Genomic DNA, 13,460 nt, shown 5'->3' on the forward strand with positions numbered 1-13,460 from the left:
TCGTCCCTGCCCGAGCATCACTCATTGACCTTGAGCTGTTACTTAGACATCTGTCAGAGACACTAGAACCCGATCGAATCCCTAGCGGTACTGCTCGCCTTTAAAAACAAAAAAATAAATATAAATAACCAAAAATCATCTCAGGCCACACGGTACTGCCCGAGCTTGGGTCGTTGCCCGAGACGGTTCAATTTCAGTGGATGACAATGAATATGAATTAATTACTAAACAACCTAGAAAATGGTGTTCAAGCCAATTGTCTTTGACGGATTTTCAGATCACGTATTGACCATCATCATATCGCCGGTGCTGGTGGCCAGCAGGTTCCCAGCCGAGGAGCTGGTGCCGGGTCACAGTATCCAATGTCAGGCAAAGAGTTTGAGCTTGGATATCTGATACCAGCGAGCCCAGGTGATACTCGTGACCAGCAGGTTCTGTTCTGAAGGCAGGCGCTGGTGCCGGGTTATGCCATCCGGTGTCGGTCAGAGAGTTTGAGCTTGGATATTTGATACCAGCGTCGCCTGGGCAATAATCGATTGTTCAAGCCCAGCCGGTTTTCGTCTGAAGGCAGGCGCTGGTGCCGGGTTATGCCATCCGGTGTCGGTCAGAGAGTTTGAGCTTAGACATTAGCAATCCGTCTTACCCAGTTGATTCAAGACTCTTATGATTGGACAATTTTTAAATCATTCGTATTGATTTGGTTTAGTTTGATTAGCCAGATTTAGGTTAGGTCCTAAGCTTAGTTCGATGTATTACCCGAGCAAAAGGTCCGTTCGGTCACTATGCCCATGAGTGTTCATCTCCCAAAGCCTGTGCAAGACAACGAGCACACACGACGGCGTTACAAATTCAAGAGGAGCTGGTGGCTGGTCATAACATCCAATGTCAGGCAAAGAGTTTGAGCTTGGATATCTGATACCAGCGAGCCCAGGTGATATTCGTGACCAGCAGGCTCTCGGGTGAAAAATCGGCGCTGGTATCGAGTCATTACATCCCGTGTCAGTGCGAGACATGGGAATAGATATCTACGCCGGAACGAATACCTGGGTGCTGGCCAACCGCCGGGGTCCCAGCCGAGGAGCTGGTGCCGGGTCACATCATCCCGTGTCAGGCAATGACATTGAGTTTCAGTTTTTGATACCAGCGTCGCCTGGGCAATAATCGATTGTTCAAGCCCAGCAGGTTCTGTTCTGAAGGCAGGCGCTGGTGCCGAGTCATAACGTCCCGTGTCAGTGCGAGACATGGGAATAGATATCTACGCCGGAACGAATACCTGGGTGCTGGCCAACCGCCGGGGTCCCAGCCGAGGAGTTGGTGCCGGGTCACATCATTCAGTGTCAGGCAATGACATTGAATTTGAGTTTTTGATACCAGCGTCGCCTGGGCAATAATCGATTGTTCAAGCCCAGCCGGTTTTCATCTGAAGACCGGCGCTGGTGTCGGGTCACACCATCCCGTGTCAGGCAGAGAGTTTGAGCTAGTGATGGCTGGTACAAGGAACCCAGCACGAACGAGGACCCCAGTTAATCACTCATCACTTCCCCAGGTAAATGCAATATTGAACAGTATGAATTCAATATCCATGAATGACTTTGAATCAACTCATCATACCCAGCGGTATCCAGCAGAATGCCTGGGCGACGCATTGCCAGGTCATAACAAACAATATCAGTCAGGGACAATGATCTTTAAATAGAGCTATCGGTCATCTTACTAATCCTTCATTTCTGTTTGAGTTAACTAGATACAACGAGACAATTCCTAAGACGTGTGCATCATTCCGCTCGTTGTCTGAGCAAAATGACCATGCGAACATTCGGCCCTAAAATGTTCATCTCCCAGTGCCTGTGCAAGACATCGAATACTCTCCCGCCGGTGACCAGCTGAAGACCGGCGCTGGTGGCTGGTCATAACATCCAATGTCAGGCAAAGAATTTGAGCTTGGGTATCTGATACCAGCGAGCCCAGGTGATACGCGTGACCAGCCGGTTCTCTTCTGAAGACAGGCGCTGGTGCCGGGTTATGCCATCCCGTGTCAGTGCGAGACATGGGAATAGATATCTGCGCCGGAACGAATACCTGGGCGCTGGCCAAACGCCGGTTCCCAGCCGAGGCGCTGGTGCCGGGTCACATCATCCAGTGTCAGGCAATGACATTGAGTTTAAGTTTTGGATACCAGCATCGCCCAGTGATACTCGTAACCAGCAGGTTCTCTTCTGAAGACCGGCGCTGGTGCCGGGTCATTACATACAGTGTCAGTCAGAGAATTTGAGCTTGGGTATCTGATACCAGCGAGGCCCCGGTGATAATAATGGCCAGCAGGTTCCCAGCCGAGGAGCTGGTGCCGGGTCATCACATCCCTTGTCCATCCGAGACAAAGAACCAATCACTACATCGGAGCTATCTCCAAGGACGCGAGACTGTTAATGGTCACCGGCCAAAAGTATCGGGTGCTGGTGGCTAGTCATAACGCCCAGTGTCAGGTAGCGATATTGAAATTAGAGTTCAAATGCTGCTAGTGATGCTTGTACAAACTCATGGCCTAACAACGATTATGGTTACGACAGACAACCTATGATCACAAAAAAATCAGGCATTCCACTCCCCTATACAAAATCCATTTCTGAAATCTATTGGCGATATTTCGTCTGTTAATTGCAAAAACCTCGTTTTAATTCCTGCAGTATCAACCAATACATCATTTGGAAGGACTCAGATTTATGATTGCAGCAGAAGAAGAAGTGCTTGTTGCTCCCGTGAAAAAAGATGATGACCACGCAGATTTAAAAAAGAACCAGTTCATCAATACTCTTGCTAAAAATGACATGGAGTTTAAAGCAATCTTTGCCGAAGCAGGTGAGCTCATAAAAGAAATGGAAGACTTGGCAGACAAGTACTATCGAAAACCACAACTCGATAAAAACCATAAAATCATTTCTGACAATTCTTATCACCGTAGAAGTACCTTCTTCAAAACAGGTCATGTGCTGATAGGGACCAAATATTACACCACCGACCGTGACGGGTGGGACATGGTGATGTGTTTTGAACTACGTATGCGTGATATGAGCCGATTGAACAAAGATAAGAAAAAGAATGCTTTCCAGTTTGATCCCGATAAAAAAAGTTGGGGGAAAGAGAAATACTACGAAATTCCAAAGTTAGATACCAAGTGGCACAAAAAAGCCGAACACGAAATCCCTTACAAAGTTCGTAGTCATCCTTTCTCAAAAGCACTGTGCAAAAGATATATGAAAGATTGGGAATTGGCTCTCTTCATTGAGTTTAAGAAAATCGTCGGTCCATGCATGCGCCGTTACGTTGGCTTAAGGGATCGCTACAAAGCCCTAAGAGAAGAACGACGCGTTTTACTAAGTCTTTTTGTAGCAGAAAGAAACCTGCCTCTGGACAGGGAATACAACCGAACAACTAAAGAACTTGAAAGTGTCATTGCTGACCATTACCCAGATATCATCAATCTCTAAGGAGTATCAACATGGCTGAATTTAAGCAAATGAGACGCCACATCCCCGTTTCTATCATCTGTCGAAGCGAGACAATGTACCGCTACTTAGGTCAAAAGGGGGGGCAACTGGTTGGGGCAACTCAACGAATCGCAACTCTATACGAGTCAACCGAAGACAATGATGTAAACCGTGACGCGGTTGTTTCGATTTTTGGCACAAACTTCGAAAACATGGAAGAAGGACAGCGAGAGTTTGCAAGACAAGCTGATGCAGTCAAACGTAAGCATCGTAAACAAAATCGAGATGTGCCATTTCCAGAAATAGAAGTACCGGAGAACCACAAATTCATTGTCGATGTCACCCACCCTGTCTTCCAACGCGTGCTGCATGTCATTCGAAAATTCGATAACTCGATGGCAGTCATGGAAGTACTGTGGATGTTAGGTGATGTTGATGAGGAGCGTTACAAATACGCGAAAATCAAACTCTCTTCTACCCTATCTCGTTTCTCGAACGATGTGTTCCGTACTACGAACCAACTTCGCTCCCTTGATACAGGTCGTGGTTCAACACAACAACGCGTGAACCAACAGATAAACAAAAAGCTTCAGCCGGTTGAAGATGTCGTCGATGAGCAACCAGAAGAATCGACAGCTCCATTGAATGAAGTTGAAACTGAGCCTGAATCAGAGCCGGTGGATATTCATGCTGGTGGCGCTGAGATACTAGGCGAAGACGCAGACCCACTGAGTGCGGAGGACATACAAACCGTAATTGCTCAAAAACCCGATGAGTCACTACAGGAATCAGCGTAATGCGAATGTTCAATGGCGTCCGATCAAAATTGACACAAAGTGCAATTATCGTAAAAGAGAAATTGCGCCTTAAAACTGGTGAGTTGCACGAGGAATTTGCCAGTGAAACTATTTTGAAGCAACAGCAGGAGATCACACGCTTACAGAAAGAAGTCGCAAGCATGATCAAATACCCGCCGACGCCAGATGGAGTCCCTGTCTTAACTGAGGGGGACATCCTATTCGCCTACAGAGGCATCATTAAAGAGACATACCTTGCTGTAGGTATGCTCGAAGGTACTGATAAGAGTTTAACGCCGTGCTTTATGAATACATACATGCACGCGATTAAAAGTGTCATTTCCTTTTTTCATCTACTTCCGGCTAGTGAATATCACCATCATAACGAAGTGGGTGGCCTACTCCGCCATTCCTTGGATGTTGCATTAATGACGCTAAGAATGGCGAAAGGTTCCAGACCCTTAGCGATTGGGTTTCAAGATGAAGAGTTATTGCGTGAACCAAGGTGGCGATTTGCGGCTTGGTTAACCGGTTTACTGCACGATGCCGGAAAAGTCATTTCTGATATGAGGGTGACAGGTAAGGAATTAGACACAACGTGGAACCCACAAATCGAAACCATTTACGAGTTCAGTGAAAGATACGGTATTGAGCGTTACACCGTCAGCTGGAACCCACGTCGAGCAAACCATTACCACGAAAAGTTGTCAGTTCTTCTCTTAGACCGAGTATTAAGTGAAACTGCGAAACGCTGGTTGTATCAATCGAGCGATAACCTCTCGGGTCCAATCATTGACGCTTTACAGAACTACGCACGGAAAGAAGGGTATATCGAAAAACCCTTACGCCGCGCTGATGCGCTCAGTGCAGAAAGAGATCGTCGAACTCAATTCCACAAGCTCATCGGTCAGCGTAAAGCGGGTAAGAGCCACGGTATCATTTCGGCCATACGCGATTTGCGGAAGAACCGATGGAATAAAGTCAATGAAATCGGCGCACGTATGTACGTGATCGATGGTGAGGTATATCTCGACTATCGTAATGGCGTTCAAGACATCATAAATCATATGAACTCAGATTCTTTAAATGCGGGACAGTTGGCCAGAATCGAATCGAACATAGGCATTGTGGTTCAAGAGATGGAAGAACTGGGCATCATAGAGCCAATGCATGAGGAATCTGACTTCGTAAGACTTACCTTCACGGCTAAACAAGGAAAGATGCGACAGGTAGACATTATTCGCATCAGTTATCCAGATTTGGTCTTTGAAGGGGAATTACGTCCACCTAACCTCAAAGATTGTTATATCGAGTTCTCTAGCATGGGCGAGAGATTATCAATCGACGAAAAAGGTGGGTTGGATTATACCGAGCCAAAAGACAACCCGTTCCAGACACTTTACAACTTAGACCCTGAGCACGGGTCGCAAGTAAACCGTAACAAAGTACGCTCACTGAATTTACCAGGCTTACCAAAACAGCCTGATGAGCTGATGCAGTCGAATGAAAATCAATCATCGACACCGAGTGCTGCGCCTTCAACACCCAATGCAGCCAGTACAACAAAGCCCGTACAAGCGAAGCCAACTCAGAACAAACCTGCAGCAAACAAACCTGCGACGAAGAAAACGACAACCAAGAAATCGCCAGCGAAGAAACCTGCAGCCCAATCAACTAAGCCGAATTCAACGAACAGCCCACAACCTTCCACCATCGTTTTTGAGAATGACACAGGTGGGGTTGTTGAGCCGAGCGACACTCCGCCTAGCGTATGGGATGGCATGAACATCAATGCATCAAATAGTAAACCAATTCAGTCAGCAGCCCCTGTGCCACCAGCGAACAAAACAAAGCCCGTCGATACGCGTCGTCCTGAACAAAATCAAAAGCCACCGCAAAGAGCGTCGCTTATGAAAAATGTGAAAAACAGCGATCTAAGAACTCTGTGTTACGTGATGGCCAACGCGATATCAAACGGAAAAACAGATGGAAACTCCATCGTCAGTTACAGCTCTAGGAAAGCGTTGTATGCCAATAAAACGTGGGTTATCTGTCTCATAGAGCAAACCAATGAAGAGTTCAATACCACCAACTTTTTCGATCGCTTAGGGGACACCGTTGAAACGGGAGTGATCTTAGGCATCGAGGCAAGCGAGCACATTACTTTGAACGCCGATTGTCTGAAGGCGTTTGCTGAGATGTTCGGTATCGGTGAAAAACTGTTTTTAGACCAAATTAAAAATTTCAATGATTATGGCAGGCCAGAACGCATGGATAACCTTGAATACTTTGCAGGAAAGCTAACCATTAGCGGCGAACAGGAGAAGTTAATTTTAGATTCTAACCTCGCCAAAGAACTGAATTTAATTACTAATGGAGTTGCTTCTGATGTTTAAGTCAAAGAAAACGCCCCTTTATGGAGATATTCAAGATTACTTCCGTGAAGTGTTTGAGATAAAACAAGCACGAGCATGGTTAGCGTCCGGTGCATTCTTCAGTGTCGCTGGCGGATATCAAGCTCTATACAACCTGTTCACCGATACGCCTGCACCCGATACTGTGATGTTAACAGGACTAGGAATGGCAACCAGTTTTGTGATGGCCGCCAAACGGTCTTCAGAAGCATGGCCAATTCTAAAGATGCAGGCCCAATTATGCTCAAACAGACTGGCTATAGAGTCATTGCATGAAACACGAAAGAAGTCAGAAAAGTACGAAGACCGCATGTATTTAGGGACCGGCTTCAATTGGGGGCCTGAGCACGCCATCAATATGTATAAAATTAACGCCCTTCCCTCTTCACGCCGCGATCAAAAAGTGCCGTTGTACTTAAGGAAGTTTATTCCCTACAACCCTGAGCTGAACGAAGCATTAGGCGGGGAGCCATTTCTTATGGCTTTGGGTAAGGAGAAACCAGTTACCGTTCACAACGATGTAGGCCGAGCACACACGCTCATCTACGGTGTACCCGGTTCAGGAAAAACAACGCTATTGAAGTTGATCGCCTTAAACAAACTGTGGTCCAAGCGAAAATGTTTGCTCATCATCATCGACCCGAAAAATACGCCAGAAATGCGAAATGGGTTGAAAGCCGAGATGGAACGACAGGGTAAAGGCGATCAATTTTACTATTTCGCCCCCGCACGACCATCAGAGTCCGTCGTGGTAGATTGCCTCGCCAACTATAACCGTACCGTGGAAATTGCGACCCGTGTCGTTGAATGTATCCCAACGGGCGGCTCCTCTGGTGAGGTCTTCAAACAGTTCTGTTGGGAACGGGTAAACCAAATCGCCCAAGCCGCCGAATACAACGGTGAACGACTCACCCTTCGCACCCTTCACTATTACCTACGTGAAGGTCTAGTTCGACTGGTCGAAAACACTTGCAACACTTACTTCAGCCAAGAAGTCGGCGTCGAATGGAAGGCACAGATGAACGGTCGAATTAAAGCCATGGGCTCGCAAGACTGGCTGGAGAATATGGTGATGTACTATTCCGAGGTGATGGCCAAAGACAAACCGTGCTCTCAACTTTCAGGAATCATTGATGCCTTCCATAAAAAGTCATCAGAAGTGAGCACCAAGACAGGTTCATTGAACGCCATTTTGGAACAGCTCTGCTCGGCTCCTCTAGACACCTTGTTATCCCCTGACTTAAATAATTTGTCGGACAACCAACCGAACGTCGTCAATTTACGCGAGTTATCGAATACCGGCGGGGTTTTGTATTGCGCAACGGACGGCTTAACTGACCCGATGATTGCAGGCACCCTATCGAAGCTGGTGTCAGCAGCAGCGGCAGCCTCATCAGCTGAACGATATAACTTCGGCACAGGAGAAGAGCCAGAAGTCTGCTTTATGGTGGATGAAGCCCACAACGCCCTCAACGACCCTATCCTAAACTTGCTGGCCGTCGGTCGACAATCCAAATACGAATTGTACTTAAGTACACAGTCCATGCCCGACATCGTAGAAAAAACCTCGCAAGCGACGGCAGATAGGATAACCGAGCTATGTGCCAATACCATAGCCATGCGATGTGAAGGCAAAGTAACGCGTGAATATGTATCAGAAAAGATGGGGGCTGCCGACCTGAGAAAGCATCAAAAGATGATCTCGAACAGCGCCTCAACACAAGATTCCGTCTCTTCATTCAATTCAGGTTCTGGTGTCCGTGAGTCATCAGAAGAGCGCAGTTTATTTCCACCGTTCATGGTATCGGCCTTACCCAACTTGCAAGCCATATGCAGCTTTTCAAATGGTAATAAAACACTACTTCGCCTGCCTGTAGAGCCACGATAAGGAAAGATTATGAAAGTATCGACCAAATTCAAAAAAATTACTGCAAGCGTTTATCTTAATCGCACCATCGATAAAGAGTTGAGCGAAAGGTTAAGTTATCAGGCGTTTATCTGGCCATCTCTTGGGGATGTTCAAATGCGAGTAGTCAGGCTGTTTGGCGACGTCGTACCTGCGTCTTTCAATGAGGGTGAAGATCAAACCCTACTGGACGTCGTGCTAAAGGAGATGGCGGATATTTGGGACGAACAGTATGAACAACACGGTAAAGAGGTGGCGTTCAAACATGTCTTTCTTAAAGTGTTCGACCGCACCTCCGATCTATTCAAAGTCATGGTGACGTCGGAAGATACCAAAGCTGAGTGCGACCTAATCTGGGACCCAATTCGATGCTCTTTTTCCGACTTCGCTACAACCAGCCGTGTCTGCGCTATGGAAGTCATTGATAGAAAACTAACACCAGAAAGCGAAAAGCACTGTCGCCAACTGAGCCTGTTATTGCTTCCTCAACTTTTCGGTCGTCCAGAACTCAATACGATGGGCATCGCACCATACGCATTCGAAGATCCTCGTTCGGTTAATTTGTTAGACCTGTTACTCAAACCTGAAAAGATATTGGAGGTAACTCATGGCGCATGACACCCAATCTTTTATCGACGAAGGCAACAAAGCCTTACTCGGGGAAGGAATCACCATACTGAACCCATGGGTTCGACTTGGATTTATGATCTGGTTCTTTTCTTTACTCTATTGCTGGTTTGGCATGTCGGCGGAACAATTCCGAACCGATGTCATTAACGAGGTTTCCATCGTTCAGTCGGCCATGACAGAAGAACAATCCGAAATCGTCTTTGAGCGAGTCAACAATCTTTATCAGACCACGATGGTCAATACGGGTATCTCCGGTGTCATTGATAGATTTTATATCAAGCCTGAAAAATCGAATGGGTCCGGGGTATTCATTGCTGGCATCTCAGAGCGGCTGGTGGATAACACAAAGATGTGGTGGTATCGGAGCATATTGCGAGTGAACGTTTTGTTGGAATGGTTATTTTTAGGGGCCGTTCTCATCTTCGCTTTCATGAGTGATTCTTACTATGAGTATCGCAAGCGTATCTATGCCTTCAATCAGCACAACGTAAAACTGGCGGCCATGGCATTTCGAATGATCTTTATCGTTCTCTTTTCCTTATGGATATTTCTCGTTGTGCCAATCATCGACGGAGGGTTCTGGAGGTATCTGCCACTGTTCTTCATTGGCCTGTGCATCATCTTAACCACCACCATCATGCGTGAATTCCAACGCTTTTAATCAGAGATAGGTAATCAATAACATGCGGATATTTAAGAAAAAAGAACAACAACCGAAGTCATTGAGAGAAAGCCTCAAAGATTTCTCAGACCGATATCGTTCTAACCACAATCTGAATCGAATCAAAGTCGGTTTCATTGTCTTTGGTGTACTGTTTGCAGTTGGTCAAACCATATATAGAAGCCATTACTTCAATATGCCAGTGCCACATATCGCCTTAATTCAATTAGAGGGAGCGGTAGAAAGAGGCAGCCCTACCGCTGACGGCACCATACTTTCAGAAAGCATCAGGAAAGCAATGAAAGACCCTCTCGCACACGCGATTTTAATCGAAGCCAATTCACCTGGTGGGAGTCCCGTGCAGGCAGAGATTTTACATCGCACCTTAATGTCCATGAGAGAAACGACAAATAAGCCGGTCTATTTTTCGATAGGAGAAATGTGTGCTTCTGCGTGTTTATACATCAGCTCTTCTGCTGACAAGGTGTATGCACATAGAAATTCATTGATTGGCAGTGTCGGGGTACGAATGGATACATGGGGGTTCGACAAACTCATTGAACAACTTCAAGTTCAAAGACGAACGTACACGGCGGGTAGAAACAAAGCGCTTTTGGACCCATTTTTACCTGAAAACCCAGAAGCAACCAAGCACATTGAGACGCATGTCCTCCAGCCGCTGTTCGAAGAGTTTAAAGATGCCTTGATTGAAGGTAGAGGCGAGAAATTGATGACGGATAACCCGGACATCTTTACCGGTTACATCTGGACCGGGGCTGAAGCTGTCGACATTGGCTTTGCTGACGAAGTAAAAACGCATTTCGAGATCCGTGAAGGACTAAGAGATGAATACCAAGTCACGGACATACAGAACTACACCAAAGCTAAATTCAGCATGATGAAGATTCTGAGCTCGGACTTTTGGGCAGAAGTTCTGGTTAAAACCGCCATCAAGCTGCGTGCAGATACCGAGCTGGAATTGAAATAGACGTCATGCTGGTTAAGAACTGGCACTTGTTAGGGAGAGTGACATCAGGATTGCTTCAGTGATGCCACTCTCCCTGAATCTCAAGTGAAATGGATGACATGATTGCGAAGCGCGTGCTTTCAATGTCGTTCAAAGACAATATTCACGCAGGTGGTGGAGTGATGGCAAAGAAGCCTTGCCCCTGTATGCGATAACATAATGTGTTATTGGTGACCAATGTTTGAGCAGGGTAACAAAAGTATCTTCATATACTGGATGCGTTTCAGTTCGTGGAGTACCAACAAGCACGTAATCGAAGGGTGTGATGTATGTTGTGTTTCTTTTATTCGCAATGGCAAATGCTACAAAGATTGATCTTGTGCCAATAAATGTGACCGGATTCAAACCAACGAATGATTTGAGTCAATGAAATCATCAACTTGGCTAGAGCAATTGCTTAAGCCATTGATATCTCTATAAATAAAAGTATTCACTCATTAGATAGCTTCAAGCCCTTTCATTACAAGGGATTATGCATATGATCCGGTAAGACGTTTATTAAAGATGCCTATTTGCCAATAGCAGATCCCTTAATTACTATGTTCAAAACTATTAGAAAATTATCACTTCAATCTTATTGCAGTTAGGTGGCTTATGAGTAACAAAAAACAGGGACGTGACAACAAAGCAAGCACTGATGAACTCAATTTGACGCATCTGCTTCCTACACCTAACGGTAATGATGTTCGCGACGAAGTAAATGCGATTTTCCACAAAATGTCATGTTCTGAGCATGAAACCAATAAATTTGACGCTGAATGCTGCAAGAAGGTAGCGGATAAATTGACGCACCTCTATGCGTCAAGAGGGATCATTAGCGGTGACTTAACTGAGCATCATAAGCAAATCGTGGATTTTTCTCCTGAAGTGGAGATGCAGCGCTATTTAGAAGGCCAAGCAGAAGATGAGCTTTTATGTAGCGCTCAGTGCCAATCATCAAACCACCAGCCGAATGCCTCACCGCCTGAGTACCCAATTGACACACTCAATGATCGGATTCTTGCGATTGTTGCAGAAGGTAAATACCTAGAAAGTCGCATGAAAGAACTCGGCGCAAAGGGTGGTGGTATTAGTACAATGAAGCGTTCGATTAAATACAAGTTACCCGATTGGGTTCTTAAGCATTGTGATGTGATTAGCGAGATCCACTTCAAGGCGCTCCATATACTGGATTACAATGTCAGTCGACAAGAGACAGAATCTTTCTTGGAAGCGTGTTCGCAGTTAAGAGCAGGGTTCTTTTGCGTAGACGATAACCGAGATGAGCAATAACCATGAGCTGATGAGACTGTTCATCGTCAGCGTATGTAAATACCCATCCCCTATCTTCGTTAATCTAAGAGCGCGTTAACTCACTCAGGTCGTATTCAAAGTTCAGAGCTGAGTGGTGTAGGACACTGGCCGTTGTCTTTGCGCGAAGACTGGCCACAAATAAAGTTACGTTGTGTGCAACTTCTGCTTTATTCTCGACATTATAAGACCGTGATGTTCTCTTCCGCTTCGACGTCCTTACTCCAAATTCATCAGATGTAAACTCAGTCCAAGATACGTTGAATACTGGGTATGGCTTTCCTCTACTGACTCGTTGTGTTTCTCTCACTGACACTTGGCACCCATACTTAAGCTTCTTTACCCATTGTGGGTACGCGAGAATTAATGCAGCTCGCGTGTCGCCATAAATGAACGCGAGTTGCGCTTTAACGTATGTTTCTGCACTGGCTTTAGGGGATTGATAACGAGAGGTAGAGAAATACTCACTGTCAGTGGCCTTTTCAGACCAAACAGTCGGGATCCGAACAAAGTAAGATCCCGCCCGTTTACTGCATGGAAATACATAGCTATTCATGGGTTGAAATTGTCCATCCTTGGTCAAATAACAGTCGTAATATGGAGAAATGGATGTTCTTCTATCTAGTTGTATAAGTTTTCGATCTGTTGCACATCAAAGAAGATGCTTTGATACTTTTTCCATTTTGAGTCGACGTGCTCTTGCCACGGAAAGCGGCCATTTGGGTCGGGTAAAACCAGTTGAAACATCGGAATTTGCTTGTCGGTCATGTCCAGCGTGGTTTCAGCAACGGTGAACGTACCATCATGCATATACTCTTGAGATACTTTAACCAATGCAACCGGCACATTGAATACCTCTTCAACATAAGTGATAGGTTCATCTAACTCAATCACGCGTTCTTTGATGTGTTGAGCAAAATGGTTTCCGAAGAAGTGCATTTGTTCTGGACTTAAGCCGGTAATGGCGATCTCGAATGGGTTATTTGTGCTGACCGATACGCCAACGGAGTACACATATTCTTGACCCATTGGGCTTGCCGTCATGATGAACGTTGCCTCACCGTCATTTAATGATGCTACAACTGAATCCATAACATTTAAACGTTCCATAATTATCTCTCTCATTATTGGGATGGGAGTATTATGTAAGTCCGTTTATTCGTATCCCCCCGATAGTAGAATCGTCCGATAGTTCAAAAGGGTTCAGTGGGTAAACGGGGGGTAAAATAGAAACCCGTTCAAGTCAAAAA

The 13,460-nt window shown here is 45.7% G+C and carries 10 protein-coding genes; 8 read left to right on the plus strand and 2 right to left on the minus strand.

The window, feature by feature from the left end; genetic code table 11:
* Positions 1-2,720: 2,720 nt before the first annotated feature.
* The 8 genes from BCT34_RS02975 (at position 2,721) to BCT34_RS03010 (ending at position 12,192) form a co-directional block, all read left to right on the plus strand.
* Entirely contained in the window at positions 2,721-3,485 is a 765-nt protein-coding gene (locus BCT34_RS02975; protein WP_102305672.1) for a hypothetical protein, read from the plus strand.
* A gap of 11 nt (positions 3,486-3,496) precedes the next feature.
* Positions 3,497-4,282 (plus strand): hypothetical protein, encoded by a 786-nt coding sequence (locus tag BCT34_RS02980; RefSeq protein WP_102305673.1) that lies wholly within the window; start codon positions 3,497-3,499, stop codon positions 4,280-4,282.
* Positions 4,283-4,344: 62 nt separating this feature from the next.
* Positions 4,345-6,678 carry a MobH family relaxase gene (gene mobH / locus BCT34_RS02985; RefSeq protein WP_206748116.1) on the plus strand — a complete coding sequence of 778 codons (2,334 nt, stop codon included), beginning with the start codon at positions 4,345-4,347 and terminating at the stop codon, positions 6,676-6,678.
* A complete protein-coding gene (gene traD, locus BCT34_RS02990; protein ID WP_157936589.1) occupies positions 6,671-8,584 on the plus strand; it encodes a conjugative transfer system coupling protein TraD in 1,914 nt (637 codons plus the stop codon). The genes mobH and traD overlap by 8 nt, the downstream gene beginning before the upstream one ends.
* A gap of 9 nt (positions 8,585-8,593) precedes the next feature.
* Complete coding sequence (locus tag BCT34_RS02995) at positions 8,594-9,220, plus strand: hypothetical protein (RefSeq protein WP_102305676.1); 627 nt, start codon at positions 8,594-8,596, stop codon at positions 9,218-9,220.
* Positions 9,210-9,893 carry a DUF4400 domain-containing protein gene (locus BCT34_RS03000; protein WP_102305677.1) on the plus strand — a complete coding sequence of 228 codons (684 nt, stop codon included), beginning with the start codon at positions 9,210-9,212 and terminating at the stop codon, positions 9,891-9,893. The genes BCT34_RS02995 and BCT34_RS03000 overlap by 11 nt, the downstream gene beginning before the upstream one ends.
* A gap of 22 nt (positions 9,894-9,915) precedes the next feature.
* Entirely contained in the window at positions 9,916-10,881 is a 966-nt protein-coding gene (locus tag BCT34_RS03005) for a S49 family peptidase (RefSeq protein ID WP_102305678.1), read from the plus strand.
* 633 nt (positions 10,882-11,514) lie between these two features.
* Positions 11,515-12,192, plus strand: a complete 678-nt coding sequence (locus BCT34_RS03010) for a hypothetical protein (protein ID WP_102305679.1) — start codon at positions 11,515-11,517, stop codon at positions 12,190-12,192.
* Between the two features lie 64 nt (positions 12,193-12,256).
* Here the strand turns inward: BCT34_RS03010 and BCT34_RS03015 are convergent, their stop codons facing one another.
* Both BCT34_RS03015 and BCT34_RS03020 read right to left on the minus strand, forming a co-directional pair.
* On the minus strand, positions 12,257-12,766 hold the full coding sequence (locus BCT34_RS03015) for a hypothetical protein (RefSeq protein WP_102305680.1): 510 nt from the start codon (positions 12,764-12,766) through the stop codon (positions 12,257-12,259).
* Between the two features lie 65 nt (positions 12,767-12,831).
* Positions 12,832-13,320 carry a DUF4262 domain-containing protein gene (locus BCT34_RS03020; protein ID WP_157936590.1) on the minus strand — a complete coding sequence of 163 codons (489 nt, stop codon included), beginning with the start codon at positions 13,318-13,320 and terminating at the stop codon, positions 12,832-12,834.
* Positions 13,321-13,460 lie beyond the last annotated feature (140 nt).

It is taken from the genome of Vibrio sp. 10N.261.45.E2 (genome assembly GCF_002875705.1).
In the GTDB taxonomy this organism is placed as follows: domain Bacteria; phylum Pseudomonadota; class Gammaproteobacteria; order Enterobacterales; family Vibrionaceae; genus Vibrio.